The organism is Pseudomonadota bacterium (assembly GCA_026388255.1).
Taxonomy (GTDB): domain Bacteria; phylum Desulfobacterota; class Syntrophorhabdia; order Syntrophorhabdales; family Syntrophorhabdaceae; genus JAPLKB01.
In genome coordinates, this window is the sequence record JAPLKC010000032.1 from 19,297 (window position 1) to 40,506 (window position 21,210).

19 protein-coding genes are annotated in these 21,210 nt (G+C 41.5%); 8 read left to right on the forward strand and 11 right to left on the reverse strand.

Going from position 1 to position 21,210, the window contains the following annotated elements; all coding sequences use genetic code 11:
- Positions 1-63 precede the first annotated feature (63 nt).
- From NT178_03280 to NT178_03325, 10 genes are all read right to left on the reverse strand, one after another.
- Positions 64-318, reverse strand: coding sequence for a DUF1844 domain-containing protein (locus tag NT178_03280; protein MCX5811551.1), 255 nt, complete (start codon positions 316-318; stop codon positions 64-66).
- 67 nt (positions 319-385) lie between these two features.
- Positions 386-1,669: a trypsin-like peptidase domain-containing protein gene (locus NT178_03285; protein MCX5811552.1), complete on the reverse strand. Its 1,284-nt coding sequence runs from the start codon at positions 1,667-1,669 to the stop codon at positions 386-388.
- 153 nt (positions 1,670-1,822) lie between these two features.
- Positions 1,823-3,052 (reverse strand): bifunctional phosphopantothenoylcysteine decarboxylase/phosphopantothenate--cysteine ligase CoaBC, encoded by a 1,230-nt coding sequence (gene coaBC, locus NT178_03290; GenBank protein MCX5811553.1) that lies wholly within the window; start codon positions 3,050-3,052, stop codon positions 1,823-1,825.
- Positions 3,053-3,081: 29 nt separating this feature from the next.
- A complete protein-coding gene (locus NT178_03295; protein MCX5811554.1) occupies positions 3,082-4,278 on the reverse strand; it encodes a D-alanyl-D-alanine carboxypeptidase in 1,197 nt (398 codons plus the stop codon).
- Entirely contained in the window at positions 4,278-5,024 is a 747-nt protein-coding gene (locus NT178_03300; protein ID MCX5811555.1) for a slipin family protein, read from the reverse strand. The genes NT178_03295 and NT178_03300 overlap by 1 nt, the downstream gene beginning before the upstream one ends.
- 2 nt (positions 5,025-5,026) lie before the next feature.
- Positions 5,027-6,358, reverse strand: coding sequence for a nodulation protein NfeD (locus NT178_03305; GenBank protein ID MCX5811556.1), 1,332 nt, complete (start codon positions 6,356-6,358; stop codon positions 5,027-5,029).
- Positions 6,355-6,843, reverse strand: a complete 489-nt coding sequence (gene coaD, locus NT178_03310) for a pantetheine-phosphate adenylyltransferase (protein ID MCX5811557.1) — start codon at positions 6,841-6,843, stop codon at positions 6,355-6,357. The genes NT178_03305 and coaD overlap by 4 nt, the downstream gene beginning before the upstream one ends.
- 77 nt (positions 6,844-6,920) lie before the next feature.
- Positions 6,921-7,493 carry a 16S rRNA (guanine(966)-N(2))-methyltransferase RsmD gene (rsmD, locus tag NT178_03315; protein MCX5811558.1) on the reverse strand — a complete coding sequence of 191 codons (573 nt, stop codon included), beginning with the start codon at positions 7,491-7,493 and terminating at the stop codon, positions 6,921-6,923.
- Between the two features lie 70 nt (positions 7,494-7,563).
- The gene (locus NT178_03320) at positions 7,564-8,466 is read right to left on the reverse strand and encodes an ArsA family ATPase (GenBank protein MCX5811559.1); all 903 of its coding nucleotides are present in this window, start codon (positions 8,464-8,466) and stop codon (positions 7,564-7,566) included.
- Positions 8,467-8,659: 193 nt separating this feature from the next.
- Entirely contained in the window at positions 8,660-11,377 is a 2,718-nt protein-coding gene (locus NT178_03325) for a PAS domain S-box protein (protein ID MCX5811560.1), read from the reverse strand.
- Between the two features lie 246 nt (positions 11,378-11,623).
- On the opposite strand from NT178_03325, the gene NT178_03330 reads away from it, so the two are divergent.
- From NT178_03330 to ybeY, 4 genes are all read left to right on the forward strand, one after another.
- Positions 11,624-13,270, forward strand: coding sequence for a thioredoxin domain-containing protein (locus NT178_03330; GenBank protein MCX5811561.1), 1,647 nt, complete (start codon positions 11,624-11,626; stop codon positions 13,268-13,270).
- A 145-nt stretch (positions 13,271-13,415) separates the two neighbouring features.
- Entirely contained in the window at positions 13,416-14,417 is a 1,002-nt protein-coding gene (locus NT178_03335) for a PhoH family protein (GenBank protein ID MCX5811562.1), read from the forward strand.
- A complete protein-coding gene (locus NT178_03340) occupies positions 14,398-16,104 on the forward strand; it encodes an HDIG domain-containing protein (protein ID MCX5811563.1) in 1,707 nt (568 codons plus the stop codon). The genes NT178_03335 and NT178_03340 overlap by 20 nt, the downstream gene beginning before the upstream one ends.
- Positions 16,079-16,465: an rRNA maturation RNase YbeY gene (gene ybeY / locus NT178_03345; GenBank protein ID MCX5811564.1), complete on the forward strand. Its 387-nt coding sequence runs from the start codon at positions 16,079-16,081 to the stop codon at positions 16,463-16,465. Before NT178_03340 ends, ybeY begins: the two co-directional genes overlap by 26 nt.
- 69 nt (positions 16,466-16,534) lie before the next feature.
- Here ybeY and NT178_03350 read toward each other — a convergent pair whose 3' ends face one another.
- On the reverse strand, positions 16,535-16,678 hold the full coding sequence (locus NT178_03350; protein ID MCX5811565.1) for a hypothetical protein: 144 nt from the start codon (positions 16,676-16,678) through the stop codon (positions 16,535-16,537).
- Between NT178_03350 and lnt the strand changes: the two genes are divergently transcribed.
- The 4 genes from lnt to NT178_03370 all read left to right on the forward strand — a co-directional run.
- Positions 16,635-18,116 (forward strand): apolipoprotein N-acyltransferase, encoded by a 1,482-nt coding sequence (gene lnt / locus NT178_03355; protein ID MCX5811566.1) that lies wholly within the window; start codon positions 16,635-16,637, stop codon positions 18,114-18,116. The two genes, NT178_03350 and lnt, sit on opposite strands and share 44 nt — an antisense overlap.
- Before the next feature lie 39 nt (positions 18,117-18,155).
- Positions 18,156-18,797 (forward strand): LysE family transporter, encoded by a 642-nt coding sequence (locus NT178_03360; GenBank protein ID MCX5811567.1) that lies wholly within the window; start codon positions 18,156-18,158, stop codon positions 18,795-18,797.
- 582 nt (positions 18,798-19,379) lie between these two features.
- Complete coding sequence (locus tag NT178_03365) at positions 19,380-20,297, forward strand: ParB/RepB/Spo0J family partition protein (protein MCX5811568.1); 918 nt, start codon at positions 19,380-19,382, stop codon at positions 20,295-20,297.
- Positions 20,298-20,617: 320 nt separating this feature from the next.
- On the forward strand, positions 20,618-21,210 hold a 593-nt coding region (locus NT178_03370; protein ID MCX5811569.1), incomplete at its 3' end, for an ATP-binding protein.

Below are 21,210 nucleotides of genomic sequence, written 5' to 3' on the forward strand. Positions count from 1 at the left end.
TCGAAAGGATTGGGCTTTACTCAAAAAAGCAGATTACTTATTTTGCTGTCAACTGTTCACTATTCACTGATGTTTTGAAGCCTCTATATACTTCATTCTCAAGTCATAAAGCATATTGCCGACAAGCCTGTCCTCTTCCCCGGTAAGATTGCCCTTTGTCTTTTCCAAAAGCATTTCAATCAAACCTATTGTTTGTTTAGCAAGGGGAAGGTTTACATTTTTTTCATTTGCTGTCGGGTCCGGCAGTTCTCCCAGATTTACAAGCACAGACGTTGACAAAGACAGTATGAACGTACTGAATGTTAATTGATCCTCCATATCGGCCCCCTAAAATAATTACAGATTTGAGATTTTAAAAGTACAATCCAAAATATTCTACAGCCCCCTAAAGCAAGGTATCAAGTTTCACCGGTAAATAGAAAGTATTTTCATTTCTTTTTACCTGATATAAAATATAGTTCCTTTTTAACCCCTCTATCATAAAAGAATCAAAATCGTTTTTATCTGAAACCGTATAATTGTTTATCTTGATTATCACATCGCCGACACGTAGTCCACTTTTGTCGCCTATCCCCGCTTTATATATCTTTGTAACTACTACGCCGTTTTTATCCTTTAATTTAAATTTCATTTTCGGATAGCCTTTTATGTCCGATACCCTCATGCCACACAATGCTCCATCAAGGGGAGACGGTTGATAATTCAGCATATCCCCAATACCAGCATTAACCAGATACGCCTTCTGTCCCTTCATGATCTTGAACTGGATTGACTCCATTTTTGAAACGCTCCTCAAAATATTGTGGAGCTTTATACCTTCTTTTATTTTTTTCTTGTTAAATTCTACAATTCTATCGCCAACCTTTATTCCGTGTCTTTCGGCAGGACTTTTGGGTATCACTTTATTTACATAGAAATATGTATTTTTTTCGTCCTTCCTCTTTTCTATAAACAAACCGAAAATGGGTTTCCTTGTCCCGCTTTCGAGGAACTCTGAGACCATATTCATAACGTCTTCTATGGGTATGGCAAACCCTATGCCTTTGCCTTCTCCATAAATTGCAGTTACAATCCCCAAAGGGTTCCCGTCTGTATCAAGCAGAGCGCCGCCGCTGTTGCCGGGATTTATTGAAGCATCTGTCTGTATGAGATTTACATAGACCCTGTTATCGATCTTCAGATTTCTTCCAAGGGCACTCACAACCCCCATAGTAACAGAACTCGAAAGTCCGTAGGGGTTTCCGATTACTATAGCCTTTTCGCCAACTTTTATTTTCTTACGCTTGTCTACCTTCAGATAAGGGAAATCGGTTTTGTCCGTTATCTTTAAGAGGGCCATATCAAACTCGGGATCGCTGCCCAGTACATGCGCATCATACTCTTTCCCGTTTATAAACTTTACCCTTATACTTATAGCCTTGGAAATCAGATGCTCATTGGTAACTATGATGCCTCTTGGATCAAGCACGACGCCTGAGCCTATATTTTCAAATGTTTCCTCTTCCTCTTCCTCCTCTCCGGCAATAAACTTCTTAAAAAATGTTGCTTTTTTATCTTCACCAACATTCTTCGACATTTCCTCAGTTTTTATATTCACTATCGTCCTGCTTACCTTATCCACAACCTCTATGGTTTTATCCTCTTTGGCATGGATTAAGAGCGGAGCCAACAGAATGACAAACAGAAATATGCAAATAAAAAACAAGGATTTTATAAGATTGAAGGGTAAATTATATGCGATCGGGCTTTTTGTTCCGGTTTCCGGCTTTTGAATTATACGTCCTGATATGTCACTGTTCACTGTTCACTGTTCACGGTTTTTTTAGTACCAGTCATCTTCAGCTTTAATTCTTTTTTTCATCAGCCTCTTTACAGCATCGAGAATGATATATCCAATTTCCTCTTTGTTGCGCATAGGCACCTGTTTTATACGACCTGTTGTCTCGATAATCGTAACTTCGTTGTTGTCGGAGCCAAAACCTATTCCTTTCTTTGCAACATTATTAGCCACTATTAAATCCAGATTCTTTTTTTTCAATTTTTCTGTGGCATGTTCTATAAGGTTTTCAGTCTCTGCGGCAAAACCTACGAGTATTCTATTTTCTTTTACCCTGCCGAGCTCTCCTATTATGTCAGGATTTTTTTCAAGCTCCAGCACCATAGTGTCCTCATTGCCCTTCTTTTTAATCTTCTGGCAGTTTTTAGCCATACATTTGAAATCAGCTACTGCCGCTGCTTTGATGATAATAGTGCAGCGCTTGAAATGCTGCATTACGGCATCCCTCATCTCCAAAGCAGTAGTAACTTCAATGATCTCAATATCACTCCTTGGAGGAGGCAACTGTGTCCTGCCTGTTATGAGAATTACTTCTGCTCCCCTTCTCTTTGCAATCCTTGCTATTGCAAACCCCATTTTGCCTGAAGACATGTTTGTAATACACCTCACAGGATCAATAAATTCAGTTGTAGGTCCTGTAGTAATAAGTATCCTTTCTCCTATCAAGTCCTTTACTGTGAATATATCCTCCATCTTTTCAACTATTTCCTCGATTGTAGGCAATCTCCCTTTTCCGACAGTGCCACAGGCAAGGTCACCTGTTCCAGGCTCCATAAATTCATAACCGGCATCCTTCAGCTTTTCCATATTCATCTGCACTATCTTGCTTTCCCACATCTTTGTATTCATAGACGGCACAAAAAGTATTGGCACTATAATCGCCATCACCATGGTTGTCAGAAAATCATCGGCAATGCCGTTGGCAATTTTCCCGATAATATTTGCCGTGGCCGGGACAATCACCATTTGATCTGCAATATCAGAGAGGGCTATATGCCCTATTTTTGAGCCGGAAAAAAGCTCGAACATCTCATGGATTACAGGGTTACCGGAAATTGTCTGGAAAGTTAAAGGAGTAACGAATTCCATGGCGTTCTTAGTCATAACCACGTGAACGTTTGCACCCCTTTTTGTCAACTCTCTTACAAGCTCGGCTGTTTTATAGGCAGCAATGCCGCCTGTAATGCCGACTATAATTTCTTTACCGTTTAACATCGTAAATGCTTTATTCATAATTTTATCCATTAAATATTAAAACCTATTTTTCGTATAAGCCTTGTAAACAGGTTTGCCTTTGGCACATATACAGGCGAAACTATGTCCACCTTGCCGACAATTTCATTATCCAGTTTAACAACAAGCTCACCAAATTTTTGACCTTCCCGTATCTCACCCTTTATTTTTTCGGGCAAGACTATTTCCTTTTTAATATTTCCTTTTTTGTCATTCGGGACGGTACAGGCAAAATCTGCATTCGCTATCCCTTTTATCTTCCTGTATTTCCCGTCTTCCAGAAATATATCTTTATCAATCAATTCCCCTTTTTTTACAACATTCAATGTCTTGTATAAAGAAAATGCCTTTTTGAACTTCTCCATGGCAATACCGTCGCGTATATTTGCCGTAGGGCTTCCCATTACAACAACGATGAATCTTAAATCGTTCTTTTTTCCTGTTGCCGCGACATTAAAACCCGTCTCTCTATAGTACCCTGTTTTTAAACCGTCAACGATGCCCGGCATCTTCACGAGAAGTTTGTTATGGTTATTCATGATAAACTTTCCGTCTCTGAAACCCTCGGTCTTTATTGATGTCCATTCAAGTATTTTAGGGTATTTCAGGAGTTCTCTTGCAAGTATGGCAAGATCACTACAGGTTGTCAGATCTTCTTCCTGTCCCTTTGAAGGAGGGAGTCCGTGGACAGAACGAAACTGTGTGTCAACCATACCTAATGCCTTGGCCTTCTCGTTCATCAAAGCAACAAACCCTTCCTTGCCTCCTGCTATATGTTCGGCAATTGCATAGGCAGCGTCGTTACCTGAAGCTACAAGTGTTGCCTTCATCAAATCCTCAAGGGAAAATACTTCGCCTTCCTTTAAGTAAACCTGGCTGCCGCCTATCTTTGATGCCTCTTTTGAGGCAGTAATTTTGTCGGTAAGCTGTATCTCCCCTTTTGTAAGCTTATCCAGGACAATACAGGCAACCATGAGTTTTGTTACACTTGCAGGCGGCCTTTTTGCATTGGCATTTTCGCCTTCGATTACCTTGCCGCTGCCTGCCTCAACCACAATATACGCTTTATACGGTGCTTCTTTTGCTGCCTGCACTTTTGCATTGGATGCATCGGCGCTTTTTATATGCTTTTTTTGGGCATGAGGCTTTCCATAAGCTGTATTCGCCCACAGTAAAAGTGTTAATACAATTACAAGCCATTTCTTCATTATTTTACTTTCTCCATAAACATTTTTATAAGATCAATCGGTAATGGGAATATTATAGTAGAATTTTTCTCTGTTGAAATTTCAATCAGGGTCTGCATATAACGCAACTGTAAAGCCATCGGATTTTTTGAGAGTATTTCAGATGCTTCTGAAAGCTTTGTGGCTGCCTGATACTCACCCTCGGCCCCGATGATCTTTGCCCTTCTCTCACGCTCAGCCTCTGCCTGCCGTGCGATAGCCCTCTGCATCTCCTGCGGCAGATCCACGTTCTTAACCTCCACATTTGACACCTTGATGCCCCAGGACTCGGTGTGTGTATCCAGTATCTCCTGCAATCTCTCGTTGATCTTTTCCCTGTGGGCCAGAAGGTCATCGAGTTCGGCCTGTCCCAGAACGCTCCTTAAGGTTGTCTGGGAAAGCTGACTTGTTGCATAGAGATAATTTTCTACATCGATAATCGCCTTCAAAGAATCTATTACCCTGAAGTACACAACGGCATTCACCTTTATCGACACATTATCCCGTGTAATGACATCCTGTGGCGGGATATCAAGAACAACAGTCCTCAGGCTTACCTTTACCATTCTGTCAACTATGGGGATAAGAATGATGAGCCCCGGACCCTTCGGAGTGCCGAGCACCCGTCCGAGCCTGAATATAACACCCCTCTCATACTCATTTAAAATCTTTATTGCACTCGCAAGAAAAAATATTATCAAAGCTATAATAAACAGATAAATCGGCATTTTTAACCTCCTTTTTTCTTAACGATAAGCCCAAGTCCTTCAATGCCTGTCACAACAACCTGTTCTCCTTGCATGATCGACTCATCGCTTTTCGCATTCCATAATTCTCCATGAAGAAACACTTTCCCCCTCCCGGATACATCGGTTTTTGCAACACCGGACTCTCCAATAAGCCCCTCGCTTCCTGTTTTAACCTTTAAAAGCTGGGCCTTTATCGCATACGATAACACACCGAAAAAAAATATGCCAGACAGTATTGCTACAGTAAGTATACTTTTCCAGGATATGGAAAGCGTACTGTCCGGAAGGTCAACAAGCATTACAGAACCTATTATAATCGATATGATCCCTGCAAACCCGAGCATACCGTGACTTATGATTTTCAGCTCAAGAACAAAGAAGACTATACCGAGCAAAATAAGGAATACACCGGCAAAAGTTATCGGTATTGTCTGAAATGCATACAGGGCGAGTATAATGGAAATTCCGCCCACCACGCCGGGGAATATTGCTCCCGGACTGTAAATTTCAAATAGAATTCCGTAAATACCGAGCATCATAAGTAAGTACGCCACATTCGGATCGCTTAGATACGACAGGAACTTATACTTGAAGGGCATGTCAATCTCGACCTTGTTCTTGCCCTTCAATTTCAGCGTCAATTTGCCCTTTTTTGTTTCCACTGTCTTTCCATCTGCCTGTGTCAGAAGGTCATCCATGTTTTTCGCAATAATATCGATAACATGTTTTTCAAGGGCATCGCTTGCTGTTATGGAGGCACTCTGGCTGACTGCTTTTGCCGCCCATTCAACGTTGCGGGCTCTTTTGGCTGCAATACTTCTCACATATGCCTCAGCGTCTTTCGTCACCTTTGTCATCATCTCTTTATCTACTTTGTCTTTTCCGATAGTGACCGGGTGAGCTGCGCCGGTGTTTGTTCCCGGCGCCATGGCGGCGATGTGGGATGCAAGGAGAATAATGCTGCCCGCAGATGCAGCCCTTGCCCCGGAAGGGTAAACATAGACGATAACCGGTATGTTCGCATCCATTATATTCTTAACAATATCCCTCATGGATGTATCGAGGCCGCCGGGTGTATCAAGGAGAATGACAAGGGCTTCGCCGCCGTCCTTTTCAGCTTTTGCAACAGATTCTGCTATAAATCCGGCAACGGGCGGCTGTATGGCCCCTTGTATCCTGATCGTGTAGATCTCATTTGCATGGGCATTAAATGCAACAAGAGAGATTGCTGTAAAAAGGAGGAAGCTGTAGAAGCACAATAAAATAGTGAATAGTGAATAGTGAATAGTGAATAATTTCAGATTTATTTTCACTTAATTGAAAATTTCTCCTTTAAGCTATTTTCAACTACTTCCGGGACAAAAGCCCCGACAGGTCCTCCGAATGCGGCAACCTCTTTTATGGTTCTTGAGCTGACAAAGAAATAGTCTTTGCTTGTCATCATAAATATTGTATCCATACCCTGATTTAAATTCCTGTTCATTGATGCCATCTGAAATTCATATTCAAAATCACTCATTGCCCGCAGTCCGCGTATCACAAAACGGGCGTTGACCTTCTTTACATAATCAACCAATAAACCCTCGAAATTATCGATCAGTACATTTTCATTACCTTCAACAGATTTCTTTATCAAGTCCATCCGTTCTTGCACAGTAAAAAGTGATCTTTTTTCAATATTATGTGCAATTGCAACAATAACCTTGTCAAAAAGCTCAAGACCTCTCATGAGTATATCTATATGACCGTATGTAATGGGATCAAAAGAACCGGGATACACTGCAATTCTACGTTTCATTAAAGACTCCTTGTGAAGTTAGTGAAAAGTAATTGATAAAGAACGAAATGTCATATTGTATTCCTGAATCCTCATTTCTAACTGCATTTATCATCCACCTTGAAGATGCTGATATTTGTGTTTCCATATTGCCTGACAGTTATTTCCTCCAACCCTTTCCAAAATGTCAGGTCTATCCCTTCTCTCTTTGAATGCTCTACAATAAAAATCGTACCATTATCATATACAACACTATTTTTTAACAACAACATGGTTTCCGTTACAAGACCCTTTTTGTACGGAGGGTCCATAAAAATTATATCATAGTTGTACAACCTCTTACAGAGAAAAGGAACTGCATATTTTACATCCATATTCAATACAAGGCAATCCTTATCTATGGAGAGCCCGGAAAGATTTTTCTGAAGAATGGCTGCCACATCTCCGTCCCTCTCCACGCATGTTGCAGAAACAGCCCCCCTGCTCACAGCTTCAATGGTAAATGAGCCTGAACCTGCAAATAAATCCAGGACTTTGCAGCCGCTTATATCTCCAATAAGGTTAAAAATGGCCTCCCTTACTTTTGAGGATGTATATCGGGCGCTTCCGTTTTTCAATATTGCAATGTTTCTGCCTTTTAAATATCCGCCGGTTATTCTGAGCTTATCCATATCAGGTCGGGTTCAGGGTTCACAGCTCATGTAAGAGCAAATACTTTTGCTGTGAATAGCAACAGTTCCTTTACATAAACAATTCTTCTGCCACATCCATTATCCTTTTTATCCCCTTAACCTCATAAGGAGAAAGATAGAGTGTAACGATGTTGATGTCCTTGTATGTATCCTTAATAAAGTCAATATAATGTTGTTGCATACCCTTCCGGATCCTGTGAAATTCGCAGTCTTCATCTTTTACAGCATGATTGATGATAATATCGTCCACATTAAGCATGTTCTCTCTGAACTCCTCTATGACTCTGGTTGTCAATTTTACACCGAGGGCTTCAGGGATTGTAACGATGACGTATGCTGTTGTGCTGCCATCCCTTATAAACCGGACAATTTTTTCAGACAGCGCCTCCCAGCTTCCTATTATCTCAAGGAGCGTCCTTTTTGAGCCTTTTTGTCTGGCCATATCTTTTAATTTTTCTATGTAACTGTACATATTCATGTAAAATTTTGTTGCAGCCTCGAGATGTTTGAGAAACAGGTGAGGCAGTTGGAGCAGCCTCAGCGTATGTCCTGCCGGGGCCGTATCCCAGACAACAACATCATATTTATCGCCCTCTACAAGGTCTATGATAAAGCTCAACATATATTCTTCTTCAATTCCAGGGGCTGTTCCGATATAGTCAACGAAGTCATAATCTACATCAGCAAAGGAGGAGATAACTTCGTATATTTCAGCGCCGAAACGTTCTTTCCACTTTTCCAGTACTACATCAGACGATATTTCAAGGCCAAATAGCGAGTATCCATCAATAATTCTTGTTTCTTTGCTTCCAATGGAAGTCTCAAAAATATCGGACAAAGATGGTGCAGGATCGCTTGAAATAACAAGTACCTTCTTCCCTTCAAGGGCAATTTTTACAGCTATAGCAGAGGCGCATGTAGTTTTGCCAACCCCTCCCTTTCCACCGACCATGATAAGTTTAATATTCTCAGATAAGGTATTTTTCAGTCCCATGTTTTAATACAAACCATAAATTTAAGGAGTTAAGAAGGGAAGAAGGTAAAAAATCATTCAAAAGGCAGCGCCTTATCCCTTCAGCTTCTTATTTTATAATGATAACACTATAAATAAGGGGGTAGTCAAGGATTGCAGCAAATATAAACAATTATTTTTTCTCTTCCATGACCTTGTTTATGACATTACTCAATTCATGGATCTGGAAAGGTTTGGGAACTATACCGCTAAAACCGTATTCCTTGAATTTACCCATGATCGGGTCATTCGAATAGCCGCTCGATACGATTGCCTTGACACAGGGGTCTATTTCGATAAGTTTCTTTACCGTTTCTTCTCCGCCCATACCACCTGGGACGGTCAAGTCGAGTATCACAACATCAAAGGGCTTGCCCGATACCATAGCTGTTCTGTACTGACCAATGGCATCCTTGCCGTCTCTTACAGATTCCACATCATACCCAAGGGCAATTAATATTTCACAAATAGTATTCGCAACGATCTCCTCATCATCCATAAGGAGTACCCTGCCTTTACCTCGAATGGGCTTCTCTCTGTCTTTTGCCGGGGCTTCTGCCTTTTTCTTCGATGCCTTCAGATATATATAAAATGTTGTCCCCATACCTGGAGTTGAATCAACGGTAATATAACCTTCATGTTTTTTTATAATAGAATAGGTTGTCGCTAACCCGATACCGCTCCCCCTTTGTTTTGTTGTAAAATACGGGTCAAATATTTTATCAAGATACTCTTTATGTATACCAATCCCACGGTCTTCAATCGCTATCTTTATATACTTCCCTTTTTCCAGCAGAATCCCGCTTACTGCGCTTCCATCTTTGAGCACAATATTCATTGCCCTGATAAATATAATCCCGCCCTGGGGCATAGCCTGTTCTGCATTAATAACAATATTATTGATTACCTGATGCATAAGCCCCTCATCAATATCAACAGGATATAAATTCTCAGCCAGATCAAATTCGCATCGAACCGGAGAGCCTGTAAGGGCAAAACGTGCAGAATCTTTTAATATTGCTCCAATCGATAAGGTCTTTTTAATTGGCGACCCTCCTTTAGAGAACGTAAGGAGCTGCTGGGTCAGATCTTTTGCTCTGAATATTGCTTTCTCGGCATCCGACAATTTTTCATGTACCTTGTCGTCTTCCGGCTTGGTAAACATCTTTGCAATGGAGATGTTGCCCAGAATGGCTGCAAGTATGTTGTTAAAATCATGTGCAATTCCACCGGCAAGAACGCCCACCGATTCAATTTTGTTCATTTTAAGAAGCTCTTTTTCCGCTTTCCTTTTTTCAGTAATGTCGAGTAATACAAACACTGCCCCATAAATTTCTTGGTTTTGACCCATTATAGGCGCTCCACTGCCCGTAATAACAGTCTCCCTGTCATCCCTGGAAATAAGTTTTATGCTGTCGGAAAAACCGACTATTCTGCCTATTCTCAACACCTTCTCCGCAGGGTTCTCCATGCGCTCACCTGTTTTCTCATTTACAACATGCAGTACCTCATGCAATTTCCGGCCAACAGCCTCTTCCTGGCTCCATCCGGTTAAATCCTCTGCAACTTTGTTTATAAACATTATCTTGCCTTCTGTATCAGTGGAAATCACACCATCAACAATTGATTGCAATGTAATTGCCAACCGTTCCTTTTCTTCAGATAATGCTTTGGCGGCCTGTTTTCTTTCCGTAATATCGCGTGCAAAAAATACAAAATATTCCTTTTCTTTAAAGTTTAAATAATTACCGAGTATCTCTACCGGGAAAACCCTGCCGTCTTTTGAGCGTTGACGTGTTTCAAATGTAACAGTGCCGAGCTTTTTTGCCGTCTTCCATGCGTTTTTCTTTTCCTGAGCCGAAAGATAATTGTCTAAATCATTGACATGCATGGCAAGAAGTTCCTCGCGCGAATACCCGAGCGAACGGCACGAAGCTTCATTGACATAAACGAACTGTCCATCAGGTCCCACCCAGAAGATATTGTCCGATGCATGATCAACTACAAACTGGGTTTGCAGTAGCATTTCTTCGGTCTTTTTCCGCTCTGCAAGCTCGACCGCCATCTTCTCGTTTAAATGAGAGAGGGCTCCCGTGCGTTTTGCCACCTCTTCTTCAAGATATTGACTGTATTTTTCAAGTTCATTGTCGCGTCTTTGGATCTCGGTGAGCATCTCATTAAATCCGGCAGCCAGGACGCCTATCTCATCCTTATTCTGTACCAATGCCCTCAAGGAGTAATTTTTATCCTTTGATATGCTGTGCATAAGATTTGATAGATCGATTATAGGTTTGGCAATCATATGCTGTAGTTTTGAAAAAAATAATAAGGCAAAAACTATGGTCATGATTGATACGATGGAAAGGATCGCAATATCGAGTAAAATATTGAAATATACAGTCTTTAAGCTGTATATCATGTAGACGGTACCTACATGTTCGGCTCCTACGAGGATTTGATGTGTGAAAGCAAGATGATCAATTGCAAAATGATAACCGTCTTTAAAGGATCTCGGTGGTTCGATATCTTTTTTTTGAAAATCCTCTCTTATAAATGAAACAAATACCTTGTTTTGCCTGTCGTAGATTGCTGCATATATGATCTTCGGATTCATTCTAAATGTTAGAAGGATCTCTTTTGCTGTTTTATGATCGTTGAAGATCAGTGGTGTTGAGCAGGTCATCCCCATCCCTTGTGCCTGAATAGTAATTTCTTTTAGGGTAATGAAACGCTGGATATATATTCTGCTCCCGATCATGAATATGCTGCTAAATAATGCTGTAATGCCGACGATTAAAAAGATTACAATAATCAGCTTTTTTCTGACCGGGGCATCTTTTAGTAGAGACATTTAAATTTCTCCCCTGCTGTGCATATCTCTAACAACTTTCAACAGGCTTAAAAGTCTCGAACTGATTGTCGGGTTTGCCCGTTTTGCAGCATAGACATAACTAATTGTCATTATGAAGTTTAAAGAAAGGATTAACGGCAGTGAAAATTGTTTCTCAAAAGATATTCTTTTGTTATAATTGGACATAATAATATATATGTGTTAATCGCACATTGTTACCAAGACTTAATTAAAAAGAGGGAAAATATGAACAGGCTTAAAAAGGAAAAATCTGCCTACCTGCAACATGCAGCAAAACATAAAATAGATTGGTATCCCTGGTCTGAGGAGGCATTTGAAAGGGCAAAAACAGAGGACAAGCCTGTATTTCTGAGTTCAGGTGCTATCTGGTGTCATTGGTGCCATGTCATGGCAAAAGAAAGCTTTGAAGACGAAGAGGTGGCAGCTCTGCTGAATGAATATTTTATTGCTGTCAAAATTGACCGGGATGAAAGGCCGGGTTTTAAATCCGTCCTGAAGGCAATCGGCACCATGTATCAGCAGAAGAAAGAGGTAGTGAATGAGAGTAGCCAGGAAATTCTCCGTCATATGAAGCAGGAGAGCCTTGCACCGGGCAATCTGGATGTGTCGATGCTCGAAGCTGCGAAAAAAAGCATCCTTTCAGGCTTTGATCCAATTCATGGTGGGTTTGGGGGGGCGCCCAAATTTTCCATGCCCGGGGCAATGGAGTTTCTCATGGGCAGATATTCTTATGATAAAGACAGCGCCCTTGGAAATGCCATTAAAACAACCCTCATATGTATGGCAAACGGAGGTATTCATGATCAGCTCGGGGGCGGGTTTCACAGGTACTCAACGGATGAGGCATGGATTATTCCCCATTTTGAGAAGATGGCCGATGATAATGCGTGGCTTTTAAGGAATTATGTCCATGCATACGGTATTTTCGGTGATGAATCGTTTAAGGAGGTCTCGGAAGGCATCATTGATTTTTTATTAAATGAGCTTTCCTATCCGGACGGAGGGTTTTATTCAAGCCAGGATGCAGATATTACGCCTGATGATGAAGGTGGATACTTTATATGGAAGAATGATGATTTCAGGAAAATCCTGAATGATGATGAATACAGGGTTTTGTCTCCTTATCTGCTTCACGAAAAGGGCGCCATGCGCCACGATGCTTCAAAAAGGGTGCTTTATATTACAGAAGGGATAGAAGAAATTGCAGGAAAGAGCGGCATGGATGTTGAAAAAGCAAACAAAATTATCGATATAGGGAAGACAAAACTGCTTTTGGAGAGAAAAAAAAGGGAGAAGCCTTTTGTGGACAAAGCTTTATATACGTCTCTCAATGGTATGCTTATTTCAGCTTTTTTTGAAGCATATAAGGCGATTAAAGACGAGGAGATAAAGGAATTTGCATTAAAAAGTCTCGAAAAGATTCTGGCCGTCAATTTCATCGATGAACGGCTTTTCCATGTTGAGGGCGTAGATGCCCTCCTTGACGATTATGTCAATCTTGTCGGGGCATTCATAGGGGCTCATGGAGTTACAGGAGATGCCTCGTACCTTAACATGGCAGATAAGTTCATGCGGGCGTGCATCGGCAAATTCTGGGACAATGAAAACAATGGTTTTTTTGACACCGAAGAAGATGTGATAGGTACAAGGCTCAAAGTAACGGAAGATGCCCCGCACCCTTCAGCCAATTCAGTGGGCATTATGAACCTCATTAAACTTTCCAACATGCCGGGAAGCGAAGAATATCTCAACTATGCGGAAAAGGCCCTGAAATGTTTTTCCTTAATTGCACAACCGATGGGAATTCACGGGGGTTATTACTATTGCGCGCTGGATGCGTTCTTTCATGAAGGCAAGGGAAATATTTGTTAAATCTATCATGAACAGAGCGGGTGTTGAGGGGTTAGATTACTGCATCAACCCTTACATTCTAAAAACTTGCATATATTGAAAAAAAAACTTATATGTTATACTTGACGTTTGTGATTCCAATATTCAGGAGGTAAACAAGACTTTTTTGGAAGAAAAAACTGAAGAAGAGTATTTAAGGCTGTCCTTTGAAGATATAAATGTAGCCCGTAATCTGTTTGGCACAAGAGATGAGAATATAAAGCACCTGAAAAAGTGTTTTAACATTAAAGTCAGCGTCAGAGGTAACCATCTTACCATCATCGGGAATAAAAGCGACCTCGAAAACGCTAACAAAGTTATAACAGAAATCCATGGCATAGCAAAAAGAGGGCTTGCCGTAAAACCCTCCGATATAGACCAGGCGGCAAGATATATCGCCCATAGCCATAATAGCGCCGATGATTTGTACAAAGACCAGATTTATATATTTCCATCTAAAAAGACCATTGCCCCGAAGACAAAAAACCAGAAGACATATGTTGATGCAATAAAAAAATTTGACATGGTTATAGGCATAGGCCCAGCCGGTACAGGGAAAACATATCTTGCCATGGCAATGGCTCTCTCATCCTTTTACAAAAAGGAGGTGTCGAGGATAATCCTCACCAGGCCGGCTATCGAAGCAGGGGAAAAACTCGGCTATCTTCCCGGAACCATGTATGAAAAGGTAAACCCTTATCTGAGACCGCTTTACGATGCGCTCTATGACATGGTAGATATGGAAAGGGCATCCAGGCTTGTAGAAAAGGGTGTTATAGAAATAGCCCCGCTGGCATTCATGAGGGGAAGGACACTGAACGATGCCTTCGTTATTCTTGACGAAGCACAGAACACCGGATCGGAGCAGATGAAAATGTTCCTCACAAGGCTGGGTTTTTCTTCCAAGACAGTCATTACCGGCGATATTACCCAAATTGACCTGCCCGATAAAAAAACAAGCGGTCTTGTGGAAATTCAAGGCATTCTTAAGGGGATAAAGGGAATACAGTTTGTATATTTCACTGAAAAAGATGTTGTAAGACATCCCCTTGTTCAGAAAATCATAAGGGCTTATGAAAAGAAGAAAACAACTACAGAGGGCATAGGCAATGCAGAACGGAAAGGATAAACCTTCTCCTTATTTAAAGTACGGTAAATTCCTGATATTCCTTTTCCTTTCCATTATCCTGTCGTTGATTATCAGCATTAAAAACCAATATGGCATAACCGAATACCAGTATGGTGATATTGCAAAAGAGAATATTAAATCCCCGGTTGATACGTATATACCCAATATGGATATTATTGTTAAAAAAGGGGAGATTATTATAAGAGAAGGCGAAAGGGTCGGGGAAGATCATTTGAACAAACTATATGCCTTCAAAAATCTTGAAAAAGAAAAATCTCCAAATCTCGTGAAAGCTTTCTATCTCTCTCTTCTGCTTTTCCTCTTCATGGTAATCATATACGAATATGCAGACAGGAATATTAAAAAATTCTCTCTCTCAGAAAAAGACCTGATTTTTGGTGCAGTCCTGCTAACGTTTACAACCGTAATGGTAAAATTGCCCTTTCTTGTTTTCGAGTATTTTACCCAAAAATATGCGCCTGATCTTTTTTACATTGTGCCGATATTTCTGTTTGGAATAATAATGCGTGTGGCTCTGTTCTCGGAAGCAGCGATTGTCTTCTCCATTTTCTTTGCAACAATTATGGGTTTTGCCTTTGAAAACAGTATGCTTATATTCATTTACACATTGGTTGGGAATGTCCTCGCATCATATTTTTCAGGAAAATGTGAGAACAGAAATACAATACTCAAGGCAGGTCTGTATACCGCATTTATTATGAGCTTTATCATGCTTCTTTTTAATCTGTTTATTGGCCAGACTCTTTCCAACCTTCCTGTGAAGATAGCCTTTATTCTGCTCAGCGGTATTGGAAGCAGCTTCATCGCCCTTGGCCTTCTTCCTGTGATAGAGCATATATTCGATTATACTACTGACGTAAAGCTGTTAGAGCTTGCAAACCTCGAACACCCCCTTCTTGAAGACATGATGGTTAATGCCCCTGGCACATATCACCACAGCATAATTGTGGGTAATTTATCAAAGGCGGCGGCAGAAAGCATCGAGGCGCATCCATTGCTTACAAGGGTTTCCTCATATTACCATGATATCGGGAAGTTGAAAATGCCCCACTATTTTATCGAGAACCAGAAAGGTTTTGAGGATGCCCACAAAACTTTATCCCCGAATATGAGTGCCCTCATCATTCTTTCCCACGTGAAAGAAGGGGTAGAACTTGCTGAAAAATACAGGCTTGGGAAGAAGATAAAAGACATTATAAAAGAACATCACGGAACAAGCCTTGTGAGCTTTTTTTACAGCAGAGCGAAAGAGTTGGAGGATCCCGAACTGCACGTAATAGACAAACAGGATTTCAGATACACCGGTCCAAAACCGCAGACAAAAGAAGCCGGCATAGTAATGCTGGCAGATTCAGTGGAAGCGTCTTCCAGAATGCTCGATGATCCGACACCGAAAAGAATAGAAAACCATGTCCGGGATGTGATAGAGAATATCTTTCTTGATGGACAACTTGATGAGTGCGAGCTGACGTTAAAAGATTTACATGCGATACAAAAAAGCTTTATAACAATACTCCTGGGTATATTCCATCACAGAATCGAATATCCGGAAAGGGCAGAACATGACGGTGCTCATAAAAGACTCACAAAGGTCTCTGAAAACGGACAAACAACGCATAAAAAAAATCACGGAAGATCTGTTGACATCTTTAAAGCTGCAGGATAAAGCCTTAAGCATACTATTCGTCAATAACAATACGATTAAGAAGATGAACAAAAGCTACTTCGGGAAAGACAGACCTACAAACGTTATATCTTTTTCGTATATGGACGGCTTCTCCTGTGAAGTTATAGGTGATATTGCTATTTCTCTGGAAAGGGCAAAAGAGGAAGCCGAAGAAGCGGATTGCCATTTCTACGAAAGGGTCTTCGCCCTCATTATACACGGTCTCCTTCATATTTCAGGATTTGATCATGAAAGCGGGAAGAATGAATCCCGAAGGATGAAATACAGGGAAAAGAAGCTTATGGATTATGTATATTCTCACGAGTTATATAAAATACTTGTGCCACAAAACCAGAAATAAACGATAAATCATGAGTAATAAGTTCAAAAATAAAAGTCCGGCTTTTAAAATAAATTCAACATTCAACATTCAACATTCAACATTTTGGACTAATTGGTTCTTACCGATAGTTTCCGGCATCCTCATAATCCTCAGCCAGCCCCCTATCTCTCTTACATCTATTGCATATATTGCCCTTATACCGTTGATCTGCTCATTGGAAAAAGATAACATGCGCCGTAACTTCCTTTCAGGTTTTATTACGGGAATTGTCTCCTATCTCGGGCTCATTTACTGGGTTGTTGTTGCAATGAACAGATACGGGGGCATAGATATATACACAAGCTTCCTGATACTTATCCTGTTTGTTCTGTATCTGGCTTTTTACATTGCAGTCTTTACCTTTACCGTACCCTTTATTGAAAGCAAATTATCAATCCCTTTTTACATATCTGCGCCTGTTGTCTGGGTACTCCTGGAATACCTGAGAAGCATTGGACTTACCGGCTTCGCCTGGTCGATGATGGCCTATTCCCAGCATAACTTTCTCCCGTTTATACAGGTTGTGTCTGTTACGGGCCCATACTTTGTATCATTTCTGATAGTAGCCATAAACTGTATTTTTTCTCAAATTTTCATCGGGAGGGCCGAAAAGATTGTTGAAATAAAAGATAGAGAGGATAAAAGGATAAGGACAAAACATTTAAGCCCCTCCGGATATACCTTCTTCATCTATATTGGAGTAATAGCAGCGTTTTTTACAATAGCGCTTGTATACGGCTATAGCAGGATGAATACGAAAGATGAGGGAAACCTGAAGGTTGCGATTATTCAGGGTAACATATTGCAGGATGTGAAGTGGGATGAAGCCTTTAAAATGAGGATTGCAAGGACCTATTACCAGAAAACTCTTGAAGCCGGGAAGGGTGCAAATCTTATTATATGGCCGGAGACTGCAATGCCTTTCGTTTTTAACGACGAGATATACGCAAAGAACTTCATCAAGGAACTGCCCGCTATCCTTAAGGCTAATCTTCTCTTTGGAACAGTCTCAAAAGACAATAAGGGGAAATACAGCAATGCTGCATATGTTTACAATGAGGCTGGTGAATTGACGGGAAATTACAATAAAGTCCATCTTGTTCCCTTTGGAGAATATACCCCTCTTATTAAATATTTGCCTTTTCTTGCAAATTTTACTGCAGCCGGGGGCGACTTCATTGCAGGAGAAACACACAAACCGATTGAAACAACGGCCGGAAAAATCGGCATCCTCATATGTTATGAAGGCACATTCCCTCACATAACAAACGATACGGTAAAGAGAGGCGGCCAGGTACTTGTAAATATTACTAACGATGCATGGTTCGGGAAAACCTCGGCTCCTTATCAGCATCTTGCTTTTTATGTCTTCAGGGCAATTGAGACTGACAGGTATGTTCTGAGGGCTGCCAACACCGGAATAAGCGCAATCATAGACCCGAGAGGGCGTATCAGACAAAAGACGGGCATATTTACCGAAGACGCCATACAGGGCAACTTCTCTTTACGCAACGGGCAGACATTTTATGTAAGATACGGAGATTATTTTGTCCTCATGGCGTTCCTGCTTCTCGCGTCTCTTTGCGGGATTAATTTTTTAAAATTCAGGATTAAAGGAGGTAGGGGTTGATCTTCTCACTGCAAGTGAAATGTTAACCTTACACAGACTATGAGTATATTCAGCCTTTTTTCCATTGGATTCATACTCGGACTGACGGGCGCAATGGCGCCGGGCCCGCTTCTAACGATAACTATCGGCGAATCTGCAAAACGCGGCGGCATAGTCGGGCCCATGGTTGTCCTTGGTCATGGCATTCTTGAATTTTTATTGCTTATTTTAATCATATTCGGCCTGGGCAGTATTCTCAACAATAAGATCATCTTTTCAATTATAGCCCTTGCCGGGGGCATCATCCTTATATACATGGGCTATGGCACCATTAAAGATCTTAAACACTATCAATTGTCGGCAACACCATCAACAACACAGAAGGGAATGCACCCTGTCATTGCCGGCATTGTTGTAAGCCTTTCAAATCCATACTGGTTCATCTGGTGGATTACGATAGGTATGGGTTATGTAATGTTCGCAAAGGGCCTGGGCATCAAAGGCGTTCTCGCTTTTTTCGTCGGTCACATACTTTCCGATTTTGTGTGGTACAGCTTTATTTCATACGGTATCCAATTCGGCGGTAAATTTTTCAGCTTAAAAGTAATCAAAGCCATCCTGCTGGTATGCAGCATTTTTCTGATATGCTTCGGGGGTTACTTTATTTTTAAAGGCTGCGGCTTTCTATTATACCGGGGCTAACATCGCCCCCTCCACCAGCCAAATCAGATGTTTACAACAAGCAAGATGGCCAGATGTTTCAAGGGCGAGAGGAAGAAAGATCAAAGACATTATCTCTCGCAGAGCCCGCGGAGGCCGCAGAGAAAGGCAAATATATCTGTGAGTAAAATCCTGAGACTGCCCGATCCTGTTAACATACTACACCTCTTCGGGGCAGAAAGTATTGTTTTACCTGCAGGGTGTGTAGGTTGCCGGAATATGTCATTCTCTATATTCCGGCGAAGTTTGTTTTAACTCTGTGATCTCTGCGTACTCGAACGACCCTAAGGGAGTGGGCCTGTCCCCGTAAGGGGGCGAGAGGATAAAAAGATCAACGGATGCAACAGACGGGAAGGACGAAATAGTAAAAATATTCTTGCAAAGATTAATTAAAATAGTGTATCAATTAATAAACATAATCGGGCGGGGCATCTTACGTTAAATCATAATTATACGGTTTTAAAGGCATTATCTCTCGCAGAGCACGCAGAGAAAAAGGGATGTATACGGTTTTTTATCCGCTTCACGATTAACGCTTCACGGAATTTATTAAGGGGGATTAAGATGGCAACAAAGAAAACAGTGGAGAATCCGGAGTTTTTATACTTGTCTTTAGGTGACATACTTATTGAAGAACAGGTTCGTTCAGGCATTGATACAGAGGGTGAGTCCTTCAAATCCCTCATGGAATCGATCAAAGACCGGGGCATCCTTGAACCTGTGCTTGTGACGCCAAAAGACGGCAAATATCTCCTGCTTTGCGGAGAACGCCGTTATCTGGCAGCACAGAAACTTGAACTCCCATCTGTCCCGGCACGAGTTGTGGATGCAATAACTCAAAAAGACGAGATACTTGCCTTCCAATTGACGGAAAACCTCCAGAGGGAGGACTTAAATCCCATAGACCAGGCAAAGGGCATATTGGCCTATATTCAGGCAAGACATCCGGATAATGGGTACGATGTAACCGGTGTTATGAATGAGTTGGTGAACTATGATAGAAGACCTGAGGACCTATCCAAAGAAATTGCAGACACTGTGTCTGCAATTTCTGAAATCTCTGGAAAGTCAATACGGACGCTGTCTCGCACAATTTCACTCTTAAAACTCTCCGATGAGATTCAAGCCGCTATCCGGGAGGGAAAACTACCTGTTTCTCAGGGTTACATCTTTGCCTCCCACCTTGATTGTGTCGATCTCAAAAAGGTATTCGACAGCATCATGGCACAACCTGTGACCAACTCCACCCTTGAAAGAATGCTCACCCGGAAATCAGAACCGCCAAAGAAACCTGCGCACCCCACGCTCTCACGACAGAGGACAAGCGTTAAAAGCATAAGGACCGCTATCGAAGAAAATGCGGGCAAATATAAAAAAGAAGACCTTGAGGAGCTCTTTAATGATCTATGCGTCCTCTGTGACTATGTTCAGCAGCAGGCCGCTGCCACAGTATCGACAAAGCCGCGCAAACCGCAGTTATGAAAGGTGAAGATGGCAGGGGTTGTGAGGGTGGGGTGAATACGGTTTTTGAACCCCATTTTGCAACCAATATTTCATCATCAATAACCATTGACACTTCTCAATTCGTTTGATAACATTAGGGAAAACCAATCGGGATTGGGGGAAAATATTATTTCAAGGCCTAAATTAAAAGTTTTCCCGTTAAAACTGGAATGAGATTGCCGACGATGATGTACCCTTCAATAAGAAGATGAAAACCCTTACGACAAAACTGGCTGAGCAGTTTGCCAAGAGCGGAGAATTGGAAAAGACCATTCAGGATAATCTGAAGGGAATCGGATATGAGTTTTAGTGAAGGCGAAACGATTGAACTTAAGAAAAGCCTTGCCTCCCTCAAGGAAGGTTTGGTTTCAATCTCTGCAATTCTCAATAAACACGGCGCAGGCGAGTTGTGGTTCGGTGTCGCCCCTGACGGCGGGCCGACAGGTCTTGTTATAAATGAAAAAACACTCCGTGATATTTCGCAATCCATTGCAGCGCTCATTGAGCCCAGGATTTACCCCCAGATTACCCCGGAAACACTCAACGGCAAGACCTGTATTAAGATAACCTTTTCAGGGAAGGAAAAACCCTATTTTTCATACGGCAGGGCTTACATGCGCGTGGCCGATGAGGATAGACACCTCACCGCAAAAGAACTTGAAAACCTTATCCTTGCCAGAAACCGCGAGGCGCTCCGCTGGGATAATGAACCCTGCAAAACCTCCATCAAAGAACTTAATGAAAGGAAAATCAGGGCCTTTGTGAAGCGGGCCGGTCTGGTATGGGACAATGCCTCCAATGTACTGGAGAAACTGAGCCTTATGCAGGATGGACAATTGCTCAATGCGGCTCCTCTCTTTTTTGCCAAAAAACCTACGCTTCAACTGCGCTG

Excerpts from the sequence above, each read along its gene's own strand:
- NT178_03360 (MCX5811567.1), top strand. The coding sequence starts at position 18,156 with ATGAGTATATTCAGCCTTTTTTCCATTGGATTCATACTCGGACTGACG.
- coaBC (MCX5811553.1), bottom strand. The coding sequence starts at position 3,052 with ATGTTAAACGGTAAAGAAATTATAGTCGGCATTACAGGCGGCATTGCT.
- NT178_03300 (MCX5811555.1), bottom strand. The coding sequence starts at position 5,024 with ATGCCGATTTATCTGTTTATTATAGCTTTGATAATATTTTTTCTTGCG.
- NT178_03320 (MCX5811559.1), bottom strand. The coding sequence starts at position 8,466 with ATGGTCGGTGGAAAGGGAGGGGTTGGCAAAACTACATGCGCCTCTGCT.
- coaD (MCX5811557.1), bottom strand. The coding sequence starts at position 6,843 with ATGAAACGTAGAATTGCAGTGTATCCCGGTTCTTTTGATCCCATTACA.
- NT178_03340 (MCX5811563.1), top strand. The coding sequence starts at position 14,398 with ATGCAGAACGGAAAGGATAAACCTTCTCCTTATTTAAAGTACGGTAAA.
- NT178_03325 (MCX5811560.1), bottom strand. The coding sequence starts at position 11,377 with ATGTCTCTACTAAAAGATGCCCCGGTCAGAAAAAAGCTGATTATTGTA.
- NT178_03280 (MCX5811551.1), bottom strand. The coding sequence starts at position 318 with ATGGAGGATCAATTAACATTCAGTACGTTCATACTGTCTTTGTCAACG.
- rsmD (MCX5811558.1), bottom strand. The coding sequence starts at position 7,493 with ATGGATAAGCTCAGAATAACCGGCGGATATTTAAAAGGCAGAAACATT.
- NT178_03330 (MCX5811561.1), top strand. The coding sequence starts at position 11,624 with ATGAACAGGCTTAAAAAGGAAAAATCTGCCTACCTGCAACATGCAGCA.
- NT178_03295 (MCX5811554.1), bottom strand. The coding sequence starts at position 4,278 with ATGAAGAAATGGCTTGTAATTGTATTAACACTTTTACTGTGGGCGAAT.
- NT178_03350 (MCX5811565.1), bottom strand. The coding sequence starts at position 16,678 with ATGTTATCTTTTTCCAATGAGCAGATCAACGGTATAAGGGCAATATAT.
- NT178_03365 (MCX5811568.1), top strand. The coding sequence starts at position 19,380 with ATGGCAACAAAGAAAACAGTGGAGAATCCGGAGTTTTTATACTTGTCT.